Origin of the sequence: Chryseobacterium camelliae (assembly GCF_030818575.1) — a bacterium.
GTDB lineage: Bacteria > Bacteroidota > Bacteroidia > Flavobacteriales > Weeksellaceae > Chryseobacterium > Chryseobacterium camelliae_A.
In genome coordinates this window covers 2,800,522-2,819,258 of record NZ_JAUTAL010000001.1, presented here as the reverse complement: position 1 = coordinate 2,819,258, position 18,737 = coordinate 2,800,522, and the positions used below count along the sequence as shown (strand labels likewise).

14 protein-coding genes are annotated in these 18,737 nt (G+C 40.0%); 4 read left to right on the top strand and 10 right to left on the bottom strand.

Features of this window, described 5'->3' with window-relative positions:
- Positions 1–84 precede the first annotated feature (84 nt).
- Positions 85–3,318, bottom strand: a complete 3,234-nt coding sequence (locus QE404_RS12810) for a hypothetical protein (protein ID WP_307451027.1) — start codon at positions 3,316–3,318, stop codon at positions 85–87.
- A 151-nt stretch (positions 3,319–3,469) separates the two neighbouring features.
- Between QE404_RS12810 and QE404_RS12805 the strand changes: the two genes are divergently transcribed.
- Positions 3,470–4,240: a carbohydrate binding domain-containing protein gene (locus tag QE404_RS12805; protein ID WP_307451026.1), complete on the top strand. Its 771-nt coding sequence runs from the start codon at positions 3,470–3,472 to the stop codon at positions 4,238–4,240.
- Between the two features lie 78 nt (positions 4,241–4,318).
- Here the strand turns inward: QE404_RS12805 and QE404_RS12800 are convergent, their stop codons facing one another.
- The 8 genes from QE404_RS12800 to QE404_RS12765 all read right to left on the bottom strand — a co-directional run bounded on the left by QE404_RS12800 (position 4,319) and on the right by QE404_RS12765 (position 13,622).
- Positions 4,319–7,135 (bottom strand): aminopeptidase, encoded by a 2,817-nt coding sequence (locus tag QE404_RS12800; RefSeq protein ID WP_307453928.1) that lies wholly within the window; start codon positions 7,133–7,135, stop codon positions 4,319–4,321.
- 52 nt (positions 7,136–7,187) lie between these two features.
- Positions 7,188–8,567: an orotidine-5'-phosphate decarboxylase gene (gene pyrF, locus QE404_RS12795; protein ID WP_307451023.1), complete on the bottom strand. Its 1,380-nt coding sequence runs from the start codon at positions 8,565–8,567 to the stop codon at positions 7,188–7,190.
- Between the two features lie 161 nt (positions 8,568–8,728).
- Positions 8,729–9,076, bottom strand: coding sequence for a YkvA family protein (locus QE404_RS12790; RefSeq protein WP_307451020.1), 348 nt, complete (start codon positions 9,074–9,076; stop codon positions 8,729–8,731).
- 80 nt (positions 9,077–9,156) lie between these two features.
- Positions 9,157–9,696 (bottom strand): TlpA family protein disulfide reductase, encoded by a 540-nt coding sequence (locus QE404_RS12785; RefSeq protein WP_307451019.1) that lies wholly within the window; start codon positions 9,694–9,696, stop codon positions 9,157–9,159.
- Positions 9,693–10,256, bottom strand: coding sequence for a thioredoxin family protein (locus tag QE404_RS12780; RefSeq protein WP_307451017.1), 564 nt, complete (start codon positions 10,254–10,256; stop codon positions 9,693–9,695). The genes QE404_RS12785 and QE404_RS12780 overlap by 4 nt, the downstream gene beginning before the upstream one ends.
- A gap of 15 nt (positions 10,257–10,271) precedes the next feature.
- Positions 10,272–11,342, bottom strand: coding sequence for a chorismate synthase (gene aroC / locus QE404_RS12775; RefSeq protein ID WP_307451016.1), 1,071 nt, complete (start codon positions 11,340–11,342; stop codon positions 10,272–10,274).
- A gap of 45 nt (positions 11,343–11,387) precedes the next feature.
- The gene (locus tag QE404_RS12770; RefSeq protein ID WP_307451014.1) at positions 11,388–13,025 is read right to left on the bottom strand and encodes an LIC_10190 family membrane protein; all 1,638 of its coding nucleotides are present in this window, start codon (positions 13,023–13,025) and stop codon (positions 11,388–11,390) included.
- Between the two features lie 51 nt (positions 13,026–13,076).
- Positions 13,077–13,622, bottom strand: coding sequence for a YMGG-like glycine zipper-containing protein (locus tag QE404_RS12765; RefSeq protein WP_307451012.1), 546 nt, complete (start codon positions 13,620–13,622; stop codon positions 13,077–13,079).
- A 249-nt stretch (positions 13,623–13,871) separates the two neighbouring features.
- Between QE404_RS12765 and QE404_RS12760 the strand changes: the two genes are divergently transcribed.
- A complete protein-coding gene (locus tag QE404_RS12760; protein ID WP_307451009.1) occupies positions 13,872–14,318 on the top strand; it encodes a hypothetical protein in 447 nt (148 codons plus the stop codon).
- A 329-nt stretch (positions 14,319–14,647) separates the two neighbouring features.
- Positions 14,648–14,980 carry a hypothetical protein gene (locus tag QE404_RS12755; RefSeq protein WP_307451007.1) on the top strand — a complete coding sequence of 111 codons (333 nt, stop codon included), beginning with the start codon at positions 14,648–14,650 and terminating at the stop codon, positions 14,978–14,980.
- A gap of 947 nt (positions 14,981–15,927) precedes the next feature.
- Here QE404_RS12755 and QE404_RS12750 read toward each other — a convergent pair.
- Positions 15,928–16,164 (bottom strand): hypothetical protein, encoded by a 237-nt coding sequence (locus QE404_RS12750; protein ID WP_307451005.1) that lies wholly within the window; start codon positions 16,162–16,164, stop codon positions 15,928–15,930.
- 295 nt (positions 16,165–16,459) lie between these two features.
- Here QE404_RS12750 and QE404_RS12745 point away from each other — a divergent pair, with 295 nt between their 5' ends.
- Complete coding sequence (locus QE404_RS12745; RefSeq protein ID WP_307451004.1) at positions 16,460–18,667, top strand: ATP-binding protein; 2,208 nt, start codon at positions 16,460–16,462, stop codon at positions 18,665–18,667.
- Positions 18,668–18,737: the final 70 nt, after the last annotated feature.

The window sequence follows — 18,737 nt, the reverse complement described above, 5'->3', positions numbered from 1 at the left end:
GGATAATGAAAAAAGTGATGATTATGTTAAATAATGGATCATACAGAAAGTCCTGTTTAGGCTTTCTTTGTATCGGACAAAATATCAGAAACTGGCCTTTACCTGCATGCTCCCGATATGAATGGTCCTGTCCCCAGAATTCCTGCCTTCATAATTCAGGTTCAGCTGTAGGAAAGAATTGATGGCCTGCTGAATGAATACACTCCATACTTCATTTCTTCCCGGTTTCAGGCCGTCCAGCATCTGGTTTCCAACAATGCTGAAGCTGTTTCCTGTAAAATCATTGTTGATGAATGAGAAATTTCCCCTTATTGAAGTTTTCCTTCTTTCCCATTGTATGGTTCCTGTAACATCAAAAGCTTTCAGGAATTCTTCCCCGTCAAGACGCTGCTTCTGGCGGTATCCTGAAGAAAGCTCAGCCTGAATGGCATCGGTGAATTTATAAGTGGCTTTTGGCTTGGTTTCAATATTGCTGAGCCTGAAATCCCGGGTAGCAAACAATTGAGATGAATTCTGTATTGCATGTACGGAGTTTTCCCAGTCGACCCTGAACTCTTTGTTGAACCAATACCCAATATTCAAGAACTGCGAGGTCTGCTGCCTTTCTTCATTGCTGAAGTTGGCGTTAATAAGGTTGTCATTGGCAATGAAGCGGTAATTTCCGTTCCATCCGGACTTATCCGTAGGACTGAACTGAACCGAGGCGAGGATATTCTGGTTTTTGAGGATCTGGTCCTGGTTTTTTTCAAAAGGATTCAGAACCAATACTTTATCCCTCTTGTAAAATGAATTTTGTGAATTCAGGGAAATATTGAAATTCCAGCGTTTTAAAAATGCATTTTCAGAATTAAATACTACCGACGGATTGACGAACAGGGCCAGCTGTATTTTGTTCTTGTTCGATGGAATGTACCGTACTGAATTCGTATAGATCCTTATGTATTGGGCGAGATCCGAATATTCAGCAATCTCGAATTCGTCCAGCTGCTGCACGCCGTCTCCGTTGTAATCCGTCCATTTATAGACTCCCTGTCCGTCTGTTACCTTGATGTACTGGAATTCCCGCTGTGCTTCCTGACCGTTTCCGAGTTCATAAAATGCCTGGAGGCGCATACCATTCCGGAAAAGCTGTTGGTTGTAAAGAATATTGCCGACAACAAAATCATTATTCCTTGAAAGGTCCACGTCCTGATTCTGGTAAAAGAACTTCCTGTAATGCAGTAAAGCATTCAGGGTGGTTTTCTGTGTTTTGATGATCTGGCTTTCCGCCATGAAGCCGAGAATGTTGTTCATATTCTGGAGCCTGTTGTCCCGTACGGAATCATTATCCCGCATATATACTTTGGCCAGGAGTTTTGTGCGGGTACTGTCACCGATTTTCTTCTGTACAAATACCTCTTTCCAGCTGAAACTGGTAACATCCATTAGTTGGGTGTCATTGTATTTCTTCTCATTGTGCTCCATGCTTCCCCCGATCGCCCAGCTTCCTTTTTTACCTCCATATTCCGTAGAGACGCCTCCTCTTATAAACTTGGTGTCCTGTACTATGGAATTTGTATTTAGGTAGGAGAGGCTTCCCTTGGTAAGGAACTTGCTTTTCAGCCAGCTGAAGTCCAGGTCGTTTTTGATTCCTTTATAAGAATCTTTTTCATCCAGGTAGTTGATCCTGTAATTAGCGGATGCAGTGGTGCCCCATTTATTCAGGAAACTGAAGATGAACCTGTTCTGAGTGATCTGGTTGAACTCCTGTGTTAAGTTGAAGTCTCTTGAGAATTCCACATCATTGATCCGGTCCAGGATGTGGAACTGATGATTGATATACTGATATTCAAAACTTGGGGTTCCCTTCCAGCTGTTCTTTTTGAATGTCTTATTCCCGAAGACCCGGTATGCATATCCTGTATTCTGGTCAGCATCTTTAGACGAGAAAAGGTTAATATCATAGTTGCTCAGTGAAATATCAGCGCCTACCTTCCCCTCTTTCAGCAGGTATTCCGTATTAAATGAATACACTTGTGACTTCTGAGGGGAAGGAAGTTTCCTTACTGCTTTATAGTCTCCTGCATTTGGCCCTGCATACTGAAATACCCTTCCGTTATTGGTGGTCTGCGTAATTTTATAGTCTCCCAGGTTGGCCCCGAAATAAGTAAAGGAAACCTGATACAAAGTTTCATTGGCATTGGTAGAGAATTCATAATAATTACCGTTTGGATCCTGGACAAGTCGGTAAAGGATTTTGTTGACATCATAAGGCGTTACCACACCCGAAGGAGCATACATCAGGTTCTGGTTGTTTCCTGCATTGGCCAGAATCTGTTCATCTTCTGAAGAAAGGTTCAGGGACAAAGGAGCATTTTTATTGTCATTTTCCATGAACCAGTTGAATCCCAGCCGCAGTTTTTCCCGCGTGTGTTCCACCTTTCCGGTAAAGAGGTACCTGGAATAATTCCTGTTGGTGTAATTATAGGAGATCGTAATGAAATTCTGCTGGAAAATTGGCCGGAAACTGGTGAAGGTGACCTCACCGGTATTGTAATTGATGACGTAATCCTGGTTTTCCCCGCGCTTCATAAGTATACCGTCAATAAATACCTGCTCGGAACCTGAAATCAGCGTAATGAATTGTTCGCCATTTTTTCCGGTAAGCCGGTAAGGACCCTGGTTACCCTCAACCCCCTGGAAACGGACTCTGTGAAATTCACTTCGGGCCACACCCATAGAGACGTCTACGAATGTTTTGTTTTCTTTCCCGAATTGAGTCTGAAATTCTAGGCCCATGCTCCGCCGCTGGTATTTGGCAAAATAATTTTTGGCTTCCACCAGATCCAGGTGCCCCGCTCTTAATATGGATTTGTCCTTGATATTAAGCTGCATGTAAATCTTGTCAAACTCTTCCAGCGTCTGGGTATACCCGTCTGCCTGGATGGGCAGGTTATGGTCTGAAATACTTGCCAGGATGGTCACATCTTTAGACAGGCGGCCGGAAATCTGGAGGTCCATGGAACTCTGTACCGACTGTCCCTGATTATTCCCGAATGTAATCCCACGGATAATAGATCCTTTGGAATTCAGCTCGCCGAGAAATCTTTTCTTATCATTTTTAGCCAGTACTGCTTCATCTACGACAATCCTGTTGCTCTTCTTTACAAAATCAAGGGTATCTTTGGAAAAAATATCCTGTTCAAGCCTTGCGGCAAGGATACTGTCTTGTTTCAGGGAGTCTTCCGGAAGGTTGGGGTTTTTCCATGAAAAGATCTGGGCATTACTGAAAAATATGCCTGTAAAGAAGAGAACGAATATCAGAATGTAACCCCGCAAGTCCTGTTAAAATAATTCGTAAAAATACTTAAAAAATCGTTGATATAAGGACATCAGTATTATTAACATAAAATTAATCTCTTTATTGTTTTGGCTTTAAAAAATGCCTTAATTTTGTTGTATAAATCATTAATAATTAAATAAATATACTATGAAAAAGATCTTTACATTATTGAGTATTGCAGGTTCATTGCTTTTTACCAATGCTCAGAACCTGGTTCAGAACCCAGGTTTTGAAACAGGGACATTAGCTCCTTGGGCAGCCGGCTGGAACACTTCTTATACTGCTCCTACAGTTGTATCTGATGCTCATACGGGTACTTATGGTGCCAACTACAATGCTACTGCAACAACTGGTTTTTTCCAGAATATTAATGTGACGGCAGGTGTACAATACACATTAAGTTTCTGGTTCAAAGTGAGTGGTTCCGGTACTGGGGCAAGGCTTTGGAGTAGTTTTTTGGATGCTTCTGATGGAGTTATCAATCTTGCTACAGATGCTTCTAGTGATCCGTTAAGAAATAATAATCAGTACCTTCCTAAAGACGGAACATGGCAACAGAAGGTAGTTACTTTTACGGTTCCTGCTAATGCTACCAGATTACAGCTTCATGTAAGAGCTTACAATAATTCCAATGCCACATTCGATGATTTTTCATTAACAACAGGAACTTTAGCTGTAGGAGAAGTTACGGAATCTAAATACAGATTAATTAAGAACACCTTTGTTAAGGATGAAACCCTTACTTTCGGCGCTCAGGCTAAAGATGTTAAGATTTTCAATATGTTCGGACAGGTGGTGAAGACAGCTTCGGTAAAAGAAAATCAGGCTTTAAGTATTGCCGGACTTGCAAAAGGAAACTATATTGTTACGGGTACTATAAATAACGAGCCGGTTTCTCAGAAAATTTTAGTAGACTAAAAGATCTGATATCAAACAGAGGATAAAAAATGGGAGCCGTTCTAAAGAATGGCTCTTTTCATTTGTTGTGAAAGAGTCTTAGTACCAGCCCCGCCTCGCGGCATTGATGACAGAGCCTAAGTTCAGCACCAGTGTATATCTGATTCTGCGTGCATAGTCTTTGAATGAAGGTTCAAAACCGAGGGATGACTGTACGGGAAAATAAATTTCTAGGAAGTCCGGAATGATACGTACTTTCACTCCGGTATCCCAGATGAACTTAGCCGGCTGGTTTTTGTTTTTATACATTCCAGCATCCGCATAGACATGGAATATTTTCCATACACTTGAATCCACGTTGAATGAAGTAATCCATTGGTTGACCGTGCTTGGAATAAATGATTTGAATCCCCCGTCGGCCAGGATGAACTGTTGGGAAAGGATTCCGCTTGTTGCACTTTCACCCAGTAAAGTATATGAAAATGCATAATTGGATACCCTGGATATTCCGTAGTTGAAAGTATTGTTTCGGGTTTCGTTTTTAATGAAGTATCCGGCAAACAGCCTCAGGCTCAGTTTTTGTCTCGGTGCAAATTCCCAGCGGTAGAATCCTTCTGCACTTACTTTGTGGAAATCTTCCATCCATTGTGTACTTACGCTCAGGCTTTTCTCATGGATCATCTGGTTGTCGGTATACGCATAACCGGCACTCCATAAGTTATATTTGCCGTAATCATTTCTCGCGATCATGGCAGGGCTCAGGTCCCTTTCAAGGTAATTGTATGAAATTCCAATGCCCCGGCTAACGGTACTTCTTGGGTTTTTCTGGAAATTAATACTTGAATAGACGGTTGCTTTACGGTATGCCAATTCATAGTCATAATGAAAATATGAACCCGAAACGCCAAACGTCAGACTGCGTATAGCACTTTCCGCTGGGAGGAAAGAATAAGACACCCCTCCTGATCCGGTAAGTTTCCCGGTTCCGGTACTGTAAGTTGGGGTAACGGAATACAGGAATTTCTGATCAAAAAGAGACTGGTTCTTAAAATTCATCCCGATCAGGAATTTGTCATAAGTATTGCTGAAACGAACCCTGGGACTAATATAAATTTCGTTGAATTCCGGATTGGGAATATCCTTTATGAATTTAATCTTGATCTTCCGGGTATTGGAAAAAATTCCTTTGGTGTACAGAAAATTATCTCTGAACGTGGATTCCGGGAAGATATAATCATCATTGAGGGTGATCTTGTATACGTCAGCAGAAGGTACGGAAGTCATCTTTACTCTGCCGTCACCTGTCTCCGTCCAGTATCCTTTTGTTTCTCCCGTACGGTTTTCGGTCTGTAGCTTTACCGGAATCGCTGCATCCGTATTTTTGGATATTTTGATCAGCAGGGAATCATCCTCTTTCCTGAATCTTTTCAACTTAAAATTAACCCGGTGCTTCCTATCCATGAAATCAGACAGGTAAGTGCTGGTTGGATCTTCCGCTGAAATTTGCTTCAGTAATTCTTCCGGGGCCGCCTGCCGGTCTGTATTGTCCCTGATATAATTCCTGACGATGGCATTGAATGTTTCATAGCCCATTTTATCTGCCGTATAGCTGAACAGTGTGCCGGTTTCGAAGCTGCTGATCGCCATATCATTGAAGTTGCTCAGTAAAGTGTATTCCTGCTTTATCTTCTGGTCCAGGTTCTGAGACATGATGTATTGGTAAGCGAGCCCGTAACGTTCTGTAAGCTTCACATGGGAGGCATGGAAAAGTTTTAAAGGCTTAAACCCTAAAATTTTAGTTTCCGGTAAGGCCCCCAGAATTTTGGTCTCCGGATAAAACTTTTTAAGATACTGCATTTCCAGGTAGGATTTCAGTCCGTTTTTAAGCCAGTGGTCTTTTTGTTTGTCGGTAATCACTGTTTCATCCAGGATTTTCTTAGCCATGATCCCAAAATAATCCTGGTCTGTTTTTTCTGCGTTGGTAAACAGCCTGAACTTGAATTTCCAGAAAGAAATATCATTATTGCCGAAAAAATCTTCTTTACTCCTGAATTTATCCGAAATAAAAAGTTTTTCAGGAATATTGCCTGTTCTTTCTTTAATGAAAGCAAGCTGTAAAGGAAGGAAAAATTCAAGGTTCTGCTTTTCTTCAGGTTTCAAAGGATATCCGAACTGAACTTCGGTGTGGATATCATCTTTACTGATGCTGATGGAAGGGTAGTCCTGATCTGAAATGAGAAACTCCGGATCTGAATCCAGATAGCCCCGGAATAAGTTGGCCGATGCTTCTGGGAGATTACTTTTGGCACGGTTGCCTGAGGGGAGCTCAAAACTTACGGTCCAGAAGGTATTGAAACTTACGGCCTCTTCAATGTCATAATAATCCCGTCTGAAATTATTGTCCGGATCAAAATGATCCGGGACAATAAAAAAATATTTTAAGGCAATATCATGATCTGAAGTTCCGTAGCCTGTGAATCGTCTATCAGGAAGCTGCAACTGATATTGCAGGTGTAATGTGATGGGTTTACCGGGCTCCAAAGGCTGGGGCAGCACGAGGAAAATATTTTCACCGGCAGGGCTGTTGACAGGAAGGGAATGACCTGAAGCTTCTGAAATGCTCAGATCTGAAACCTGTCCCAACTGTTCCTTGCGGGCAAAATGTAGGTCATTATTCCGGTCTTCCAGTTTACGGTATACCAAAGAAGTATTTCTCTTTTGGTATGCAGCGACCCAGTTCAGCAGCTTAACAGAATCCAATGGTTTTCCGGAATGATTGTAATAGACAATCTTCTGATCAATACTCATTGTTTTCCTGTCCGGAGCGAGCCTGGCTTCCACAGCAATGCTGTCTTTCTGTGCAGATACCTCTGCAACACCCAAAAGCAAAATAAGACTTATACTAACCTTTTTCAATATCCTGATAAAGTGTCAAATATAACTTATTTTAAAGAAATTAAGAAAAAAATTACACTTCTGCGGGATTTTTTTCCAATGACTGCAAATAGGCATTCCACCCTTCATTTTTATAGGTCAGGGCGGCTTTTTCGGCATCTTCAGCTTTATAAATACCTCTTCCTACAATAATGAAATCAGTGTGAAGTGTTTTGAATACATGCTGGGGAGTATTGTACTGTTGTCCCTTTCCGTCTCCGGAATCGGCAAGGTTAACTCCGGGTGTAAACAGAAGGATATCTTCCGGAACTTTGTGCTGGGAAACAGCACCGATAACATTTGGATGCGATAAGGCAATCTTCAGGGCTTCTTCACGGTAGCTGTTGGTGGTAAGCGTACCTTTGGATGACATTCCGACGATGGCTACAACGCCTACATTTCTGAAGCAGTCCAGGGACTCAAAGCCTCCGATTACCTGTGAAGTCACAAAGTCTGCCCAGTCCGTGATTTTAAAGACACCGCTGGTAAATTGAAGTTCCTGCGTGTTTCCGATATCTGCAAATTTACGGTCTTCCATCAGTAAGAACTGATGTTTAAGAGCAAGTTCCTTCAGTGGAAGGATAGTCTTTTCATAGTCGAAATCGGAGATGATATCGATATGGGTTTTAAGGGCGATAATGTGCGGCCCTGTTTTTTCAGCCAGGTCCAGCAATTCCTGTGTTGTGGTAACATCTGCCGAGGCAATCAGGTTGGATTTTTTGGCTAATGCAATTTCCAATAATTTTTTAGAAACGGAATGCTGTGCACATTTCAGTTTACTTTCATAAGACAGGCGGTGCTCTTCTTTGAACTGAACATGGTTACCTTTAAGGAAATCCTGTATCCTCTGCACCTCATCATCAGCAAGCTTGCCGGCATCCTTAAGGATAGAGCATACTTCTGATATGCTGAATAAGGTATGTACACGGTAACCCTTGCTTTCCAGAAGCTGCTTTCCACCCTGCTCACGGTCCAGAACCACTACGATATCCGCTACTTTAAGGTCTTCCTGCTCAATTTCCGCAATGGTTTCCAAAAGGGATTTTCCGGAAGTAATGACATCTTCTACCAACAGGCAGTTATGCCCTTTCTGATAAATGCCTTCGATCATCTTTTTAGTCCCGTATTCTTTAGCTTCCTTTCTCTTGATGATCAGCGGGATATAGCTTTCCAGTGACATCGCTGTTGCCATTGGAAGCGCCGCGTAAGGAACACCGCAGATCAGGTCGAAATTATCCAGCGGAAGCATGTCCAGAAGATAATTGGCCAGGTTTTTAAGGATTTTAGGATCAGAAGCAAGGGGTCTTAAATCCACATAAAACGGACTTTCTATACCGCTTTTAAGGGTGAATCTCCCAAACTTGATGATACCGAGTTTGTAGCATTCTAAAAAGAAATCTTTTTTACTTTCCATTATTTATTATTAGATGTTGCAAATTTAAGGATTTGAAAGTGAATAGGGAAATCTGCCCTAAAGGTTTGTGATGGTATATCCCACCTTACAAAAAACATTCAAACAATGTCAGTGTCCAAAAAAACCATTCCGTAAGGAATGGCTTTATAATGTCTGTCGCTTTATTTTATAATTTCGGCATCAATGACCTTGGTTGGGGAAGAGGAATATTTCTGCTCAGCTTCCCACAGCAAAAATTTATCGACTTCTTTAATGAGCTTAGGGATGGTGAGTGATAAAACGGCCAGGTCATCCATTACCCCAAGCACCGGTATTGCTACCTCCGGAAGAAGATCGATAGGAGAGATCACATACAATAATCCCAGCAGTGGCAGGATCATGTCTATGGATCTGATAGGATAAAGTCCTTTTCTCCACATATTGATCATTCTGAAAATGTCAGGTATCTTTCTGACAAATCCTTTATGGTTAATAGCCTCCTTAGCAAGGCTCAGTTTAGAATACTTCATTTTGTCTTTGGTTTAAAACGGATTTAGATTCAGAAATTTCGCAAATTCTGTACCAAATAAGTATAAAATTTAGTTAAATCTTATTGGGTTACCGTATCTATAAACCGGTGTACAGACTCTGTATTCCAGTCTTTTGAAGCATCTTCTTTCATCAGTATCCTGCCGTTTTTCCCCAGTAAGTACGTAGTAGGGAAAACCTTTGGCAACAGCTTTTCAGAGATCGGGCTCTGGGCAATATATACAGGAACAGAATAGTTGTTTTCCTTCAGGAATTTTTTTACGGCGTCTTCCTGATCATTCATCGCAATCAATACGAAGTCTACCTTGTCCTTTCTGCCTTCGTATAGCTTCTGGATGGTAGGCCACTCTTTCCGGCATGGCGGACACCATGTTCCCCAGAAATTGAGGAAAACCGTTTTATCTTTAAAGTTCTTAAGATTGCTGTCCGGCACATTGATGCCCTGCAGCTCTATATCATAGTCTTCGGCAGGAATGGTCACTGCATTTTCAATTGTTGCTACAGGAAAAAACTGTTCCTGAAGAAAGCTTTTCACTCCCGTTATCAGTACGATACCCGCAATCAGTAGTATAATGACAATATAGATGATTCCTTTTTTCATAGCAGTTCCAGAATTTCCTGCACCGCATCTTTGCCTCTGTTCTTAGCATAGTAGATCTGCAGGTCATTGTAAAAATGTTCTTTAGGATAGTTTTCAGGATCAGCTTTATGCTTCATCAGTAGCTCCCTTCCGTAAGCCGGTCTTGGACCCCAGGAAGCTTTTACTTCATCGTTTTCATTCAGGATGATCACTTTCGGGATAGATTCCGTACCATTGGTAAGGAACTGGTTGATCAGACTTTTATCGGAATCCCTGAGGAAAATTTTAACTTCATTATGGCCTTCAAAGAATTTTACCAGTGCGGGGACTGTGGCGCTGGCATCGCCGCACCATACTTCAGAGATAATCAGTATCTTTCCTTTAAACTGCTTGCCTTCAAGTTCAGCGATCTGGTCCGGGTCCGGAATGTATTTCTTTAGTGTCCTTTCAATCCTCTGAAGCCCCAATTCATAATACGGCTTATATTCCAGGTCTTTTTCATTGCCGGGATACTCCAGCCTCTGTTTTCCTATGGCCACATACTCTTCAAATGTAATGGCGCTGTCCCAGTAATTTTTCATTACCTAAAAAAATATTTAATAATGGTTGATATTTCTTGTTTTATCGATCAGGTACAGATCGGCAAGAACGAAAGCAGCAAGGCTTTCCACTACCGGTACAGCCCGTGGCAGGACACATGGGTCATGCCTTCCTTTACCTTCTACCGTTACAGCATTACCATCACGGTCAACACTTTCCTGGGGCCGGAGGATAGTAGCTACAGGTTTGAATGCTACCCGGAAATAAATGTCCATTCCATTTGAGATTCCGCCCTGGATTCCTCCTGAAAGGTTAGACTGAGTCGTAAAATCAGTATTGAAAAGGTCGTTATGCTCTTTTCCGGTCATTTTTGCGCCGCAGAATCCACTTCCGTATTCAAATCCTTTGCAGGCATTAATATTTAGCATGGCTTTGGCCAGTTCAGCCTGGAGTTTTGAGAAAACAGGTTCCCCAATGCCGGCAGGAACGTTTTTAATAACACAAGTAATTGTACCTCCGATGGTATTGCCCTCTTTTTTGATTTCCTTGATTCGGGCAATCATTTTTTCTGCAGTTTCCGCATCGGGGCAACGGACTTCATTGGTCTCCGTGAGAGAAAAGTCCAGAGCCTGGTAGGGCTTTTCACAGAAAATATCACCAACGGAAGAAACATAGGCATTGATTTCAACAGTCTTTAAAAGTTGTTTTGCCAATGCACCTGCTACTACCCAGTTTATGGTCTCGCGGGCAGAAGACTTTCCGCCACCTCGGTAATCCCTGATCCCGAATTTCCTGTCATAAGTGAAATCCGCATGGCTCGGGCGGTAGGACTGTGCAATATGATCGTAATCTTTTGATTTTTGATTTTCATTTTCGATGATAAACCCTATCGGGGTACCGGTGGTTTTTCCGTCAAATATACCGGAAAGAAACCTTACGGTATCACTTTCTTTTCTCTGGGTAACAATAGCAGACTGCCCTGGTTTTCTGCGGTCCAGCTCATACTGGATCTGATCCTGATCTATCTCCAGCCCGGCCGGGAAATTATTGATGATGCCGCCATAAGCCGGCCCATGACTTTCCCCAAATGTGGTAAGACTGAGAAGATTGCCTAAAGTATTCAACATAGGTACAAATTTACAGCTTTTTTTTAACGAAGCGAAAGGAGGTACCTACCGATAGCTTTTTTCGATGATGTGCATAACCTGCTTTACCTGAAGTTGTTCTTCTTCAGTGAGTTTTTGATGTGTAAATCCTTTCCGGATGTCTTTGCCATCTTTTAACTGAGGAAATACATCTGCCCGTGCATATTCAAAAATATAGCTTTCTGAAATGGCGGGAAGGGGAGTGTCGAAATTAAAAGGATATTTTTCAGATACATGAAAAGAGAGGTTGCCAACCTTAAAGGATCTGAACCTGTTGTAATGATAAACGGACGGACGATACAGCTGTTCTTTTTCAAAATTTCCCATAAAGCTTCCTGGCCTGAAACTGGGAACTACGGACTGAAGTGCCGACGGGAAAGTAAGACAACCCAATAAACCTATACTTAATAACAGACATATTCTGACAGAAGCTTTTTTGCTGACATATCCTCTGCACAGAATGAAAAATACGACAAAAAATACATCAATAAAAAAACGGTATTGTGCGGAAAATAAAATGATAAGAATACATTTGACAATAACAGCAATGCAGATCAGGGTGATCAAAATCTTTTTTCTGATTGCTGTATAAACTATAAGTAAGATCAGTGTCATCACGAACAAGATATGAATGACAGATTTGATCCCTTTAAGGAAAAGCCAGCGGCTTATGGATTCTGTCACTGAGAACTGCCGGATAGACCTGTAAGAATACTGCATGTCATAGGTTTTCTGCGTTGCATATTGTGAGGACAGTTTCAATACTTCAGGATCCGGCTTCCAGGCTGTTCCAAAATCTGCGAATGCAAGTGGAAATACAGGATATCCGAATGTCCAGATGTTTTTAACGAAAAACAGGACCATAATACCAATTCCGAAGATCAGTTTCCTGTAGGAGGCCTTGAGGATGAATACCGAATAAAGAAAAGTCAGTACCGGAAGCCAGATCATGGTTGGTTTTATGGTGAAAACCCATACCGAAAATCCGAAAAGGACTGCTAAATTTTTGTTTCCATTCAGGATTTCATTCAGGACAATCAGTGAAAATACCAGTACAGGCAGGTCCGGACTGGGAGATTGGATGAACAGCAGAAGAAACGGGATCAGGCAAAGCTGTATCCAGCTTTTCTTTTCGATACTATAAAGTGCATAGATAATAAGCAGTACCGAGTTCATTCTTAAAAATGGATCTGCAATCCCTGAAAAACCTGCCTGGAAGATATGCCAGACCGACATTTGACCAAGGATTAAATCCAGATTGGAAATTCCCTTAACGAGTCCGTAATTTTGAAGCCATTGAATTGTAGGGACATAATAGCCGAAATGATCAAGGATGAAAGGATAAAAGGAACTGCTGAACAGGATGATAAGCGTGATTATGCTTAAAAGAAGGCTATCTTTTTTGGGCAGGTGATACCATTCTATATAAAGCTTTTCTTTAAAGAAGAAAAACAATCCCAATGCGATAACCGGTATTTCAGTATAACTATTTAACGGAACAAAAAATGCGGCAACTGTCCATATCAAACTGATTCCTGCTATTCCCAAGCTTATTTTTGCTGCTATCCCTTGTGATAACGTGCATTGAAGATAATGTTGTATGGCGTGGCCAAGGCCCATAAGGACCGGGAGAATCAGCATGCAGGAAAGAATAAGTAGAGCCATAAAAAAAGATTGCTTAAAAATAAGCAATCTTTTAATGATTTATGTGAAATGTTAGTTTCTGGGTGTTACCCGTCCATCTTTTCTGTCCTGTGACCTACCGATAGTATATCCCGTAGCTCCACCCACGACTCCGCCAATTACAGCACCCAGACCTCTGTTCTTTCTGCTGATAAGGGCTCCGGCTGCTGCACCACCTACAGTACCGATGATGGTTCCTTTAGCCGCTTTACTCATCCCTCTCTTTTGCGTAGTTCCTTGGGAAGCACTGCTTCCGTTATTGGCATACGATCCATTTGATCCGGAATTGTAGTTTCTGTCACGGTAAACAGTTCTGGTTTCTCTGATGACTTTTGGAGAAGAAGTGGCTGCTGCAGCAGTTTTAGCTCTCTGAACTTCAGCAATACTGTCTACTTTTTTCTGCGTTTCATACGCCATTTTTTCTTTTTCTATCGCCAGTTTCTGTTTTTCTATTTCAAGCTGCCTCATCTGAAACTCAATTTTTTGCTGTTCCAGAGATTTTTCAGCAATCTGATCGTCTTTTTTACAGGCTGTCAGCAAAAATACTGATACTAGCCCTGTGAGCATTATACGTTTCATAATTCAAATTTTTTAAAAAGGAATAATTGCTAGCGCATATAGTCCATACTTAAGAATTTCAATAATGAAGCCAAACATGAGTTAATTAAATGTTAAATTGGATAAGATCATCTAAAGCAAATCATTATGATATTTCTCTGATTTCACCCTTTAGATCTATGGCTCACTAATATAACATTAAATTAAAGATTTATTTTAATCTGATATAGTGTAATTGATTATTTTTAAAAAACCAAAAAATAATATTATATGAAAAATCAAATTTTTAAATTTCTGGCTGTTGCCGGGATACTAGGTTGTATGGGAGAATGTACTTCCGATCGTGATTGGGCTGATCATCCTGTACATAAGCCTGCTCCAAAGCCTGCTAATACGTCTAAAACCAAAACTTATCAGATACGGTATGGCATGATGACGCAAAGTGGTGTCAAAACACTCTCAGGAAGCTATGATGTAGGAAGCTTTACTGCAACAAATATCCAAACAGCAGAATCTTATGATACCTATGCTGGTGGAGGATTACAGGCATTACCGGTTTATATGGACGGGATTCCGGCAGGTACCTATACTTTTACGGCCCAGCAGGGACAGGGCGGATGGGTAGGTTATGGCTCGGTAACAGGGACAGTATCCGATGAACAGGTAGATTCTGAAGGATATATCACCATTTACATTCCGATTGCCTGGGCAGAATAAGGCAATATGACAACAAATTGTTGATAAAATTTTTATATTAGCACTTTCGAATTAAAAAATATGGTCATCCTTCTGCCGGTGTCATTCTATATGTACGGCAGTCATCTTATACAACGGCTGCTAAGCCTTACAAGTTCTATTCAGGACTTCTGAATAGTTTTTTTTTCATCATTTGTGTTTTACGGTCTCCTGAAAATGGAGACCATTTTTATAATAACTCATTTTTTCATTCAGGCTTATGATTTCAAACATATTACGGTAAAATTATAGGTTATAATTTTGAAATAACGTTAAAAATCAAACAGTCAATAATCACTTAAAATTATTATATGAAAAAGTTAGTGTTAATAATGGCGGCAGCGGGTCTGTTTGCTGTAAGCTGCAAAAAGCAGGAAGTGGAGAATGATAACCATACAATTAGCGATTCTACGAGCACGGGAACAATGTCTGATTCCGCAGGAACAATGAATACTATGCCAATGGACACCACAGCAACAGTAAGGGATAGCAGTATGAATCAAAATAATACATCTCCTCAAGGTTCACAGGGTACTCAGGAGGGAACACAAGGACAAGGTGCACAGAACGGGAGAGCTACTCAAAACAGCACAACCAATGCTGCAAATTCTGCTCCTACTTCTTCAGAATCCGGTACAAGATAACATTTTTAGATTCCAACATATCCCTTATGATCAACTCCTCGAAAGAGGAGTTTCTGTTATTGTATATTCTGATATCAGGGCTGTAAAAATAAAAATTTTACACCGTTATGACCATGGTCATAAAATTGTGGTATCTTCTTTATTATCTTTGTTAAAGAATTAATTGATAGATAAATAGATAATTTACTTCTGTATAAAAAATTTTTTTTTCATCATTTGTGTTTTTGGGGTCTTCTTTATGAAGATCCTTTTTTTTGGTTGTAAGTAAAGATTATCAATAGGTATTTATTTTGCTTTTAGAGATGTTTTTGTCTGTTAATCAGCACACCATAAAGGCATTCTATGATTTGAATCATATGTTCAGTTTTATAGATGTAATATCTTTGATACAGAATCAATCCATTTATATTTTCATCTTTATTTTCTTAACAACAAAACTTCCCGCTCAGCGGGAAGTTTATTTTTGGCAGGTAAATCAGTTTTCAAAGATCAGCCTGCCGTCAAAAGGCTCACTCCATCGGATAAACATACTGTCATCAACTCTTGTCATTTCAGGTTGTATAACTTCATATTATCCTTGTTGATTTTTCTTTTCAACAATGAGATTGGCTCCTATACCTATTTCACCTATTCGATATTCAATCTAATATTCATTACTGTTATTCTTGATAAAGTCCTCTATAGTAAACGTCTTTTGTGACATATGATAGATTTTTATAATTATGTATCATTCTAAATAAAGCGTACGCAATTAATTTCTTTATCAGTGGGGCCTGAGGCACGATGTTTGCTAAAATCAGATCACACCAGATACTTTAATATAATTACTATTTTGTTAATCGACCTCCGATTAATTTGTCCCCGCAAATGCCGGGGATTGTTTTTTTATACTGTACAAACCTTTCTTTCAAGGGATTTATATCAAAAAGGTAAATCTCATATGATTCCTAGTTGGAATCTTCCGTTTCCTTTCTGAAACTTACTACCTCGTAATTATCATCTGTACAGTATTTTTTACAGCTTGCATCATCATACGCCTCAGGATTTTTTGAAAAATCTTCAATGTATTTCTTGCTCTCATCTGTATTGGCCGGAACAATAATAATATGATAATCTCTGATTATAGACTCATGCGCATTTTGTATGGATTCTTTTTTATGCGCTACTGCTTCATGATATTTCATAAAAAATATTTTAGTTATTGCTTTATTTAACCAAAATATATGCCTGTTTAACAATAAAATATTTATTTATTAATAGGATAATATATTATACCAATACGACTATTAAAATATGCAATACATATAATGGGTGTTATTTTTTAATATTATTCTTATATCATGTTTCAAAAGTTAATAATAATTATTTTTTTAGATAAGAATATTAGCTTACTTTTACACCAATTTTAACTCCTGTAAATAGTTCTGAATTTCGCCTATGTATAGACCGGTTAGAAAGATTTAACACTCATTTATCAGAATGAATATTACCAATTGCAATGAAATAGAAATTTATAACCCTGGCTTCATACAGGATTTCGGTTACCTGATCGGAATCAATTCAGAAAGCAAAATTATTGATTTTTACAGTGAAAACATATCGGAGCTTTTTCCGGTGGACAAAAGCGTTTTACAGAAGAATATTTATGACTTGGCCTGTTTCTCCTCTATTGTAAGCAGTCCGCAGTTTTATGATGTTGACCGAAACAGTAAGGAAGAAATTAAGAACAGCGACAAGATTGAAATTAGTGGCAGAGAATATCATATCAGTGTATATAAATATAAAGATACCATATTTATAGAGCTAGAAAAATGCCTCTTAAATGGTCTGTCCAACAGTTCCCTTCTTAAGGGGATTAAAAATCTGCCCTCTCTTAAAAAAGGCAAGGATATCTGGAGAGCACTGGTGAAAAATATCTGCCAGATCACCGATTACGACCGGGTGATGGTTTATAAATTTAACAGCGACGGCAGCGGGAAAGTAGTCGCTGAAGAGAAGCTTGCTGCAATGGAGAGCTATATGCACCTGCATTATCCTGAAAGTGATATTCCAAAACAAGCAAGGGCTTTATATCTGAAAAATCATAAGAGGATCCTCAGTGATATCAATGCTGAGCCGGTAAAGATTATCAGCCAGGTAAAAACCGTGGATCTTACCCTTTCCGGGATCAGGGCCATTTCTCCCATTCATATCGAATATCTTAAAAACGGAGGTATCTCTTCGAGCTTCAGTGTTTCTATTATTATCGATAATGAGTTATGGGGACTGGTTACCTGTCACAGCACACAACCGAAGCATATTGATTTAGACAATCGTATTCTTGCGGAGATTGCCACATTCATTGCTTCCAATGCCTATTCTTCTTACCAGGCAAAAAAAGCGTCCCGGTATGAATCCGCGCTGAATAAAATCTGTTATGACCTCAAGAAAGAACTTCTGAAATTCACGACTATTAAAGATTCACTCTTCAATAATGTGGGAAATATCCGTAATGTTTCAGAAACGGATGGATTTGCCATCATTGCGGATAATACAGTGAAATCTTATGGTAAAGTCCCGAATGACAATATCATTCTCAGAATCTACCAGTGGGCAGTACAGAATATTGAGGATAAGACTTACTTTGACGATTCATTTTATAAAACATACCACGACTCAATGGGTCTGGATAAAAACTGCTGTGGTGTAGCCTTATCTTTTATTAATAAGCAGAACGGACATCTTCTTCTGTGGTTCAGGCAGGAATTTAAAGATCATATTTCCTGGGCTGGCAAAGATAAAAAGGAAATCGAGACGCTAAATTTCTATAATGAACAGAAGCTGGTTTACTCACCCAGGAAATCATTTCAGGTATTTTACGAGGAGATATCGGATAAGTCTCATTACTGGTCCAGCAAAGATAGGCTGAGAATCAACAAAATCAGAGATCTGGTTAACCATACCATGCAGGAGCAGCTTCACAATATCAGCAGGATGAATGATGAGCTTACCAAGATTAATGCAGAACTGAACCGCATCAATGATGAGCTGGACAGCTATTCCCATACGATATCCCATGACCTGGCAACGCCCCTTACGGTGATGAAGCTGAATGTACAGATGATGGCCCGGTATAATACCGATGAATACAACATCAAAAAAATACAGAATGTCCTCAATGAGATTGATAATATGTCCGGAATGATGTCCAATGTCTTAAGACTGAGCCGGCTGAAACATTCTGAGTATATATTTGAGACAGTGGATCCTACAGAGATCATTGAAAAGGTCTGTACAGATGCTAAGCTTTCCTATAATGAGAAAGCAGCCATCAATGTCCTTAATATTTATCCGGTGACCGGGGAAAAAAGTCTGGTTGCACAGGTTTTCCAGAATATCATCACCAATGCGGTTAAGTATTCTTCTCAGAAAGATAATGCTGAAATCACTGTGGACTCGGTTCGTGACGGGAATCATATTTTATATACTGTATCTGATAATGGAATCGGAATTCCTTATCAGTCAAAAGAAGAAGTATTCAAAGTTTTCCAGAGGATGGGCAATACACGGTCTTTTCTCGGTAGTGGGGTTGGGCTTTCTATTGTGAAGAATATCATGAAAAAGCTCAGCGGAAATGTTGATTTTGAAAGTGTGGAAAATCAGGGGACTACTTTTTTCTTACGTTTCCCTGCTGACAAAAGCGCGTAACAGATGTAAGTTTATACAACCTTTCATAGGAATAAATAAAAACCTCAGTTTTGCTGAGGTTTTTTGGTAC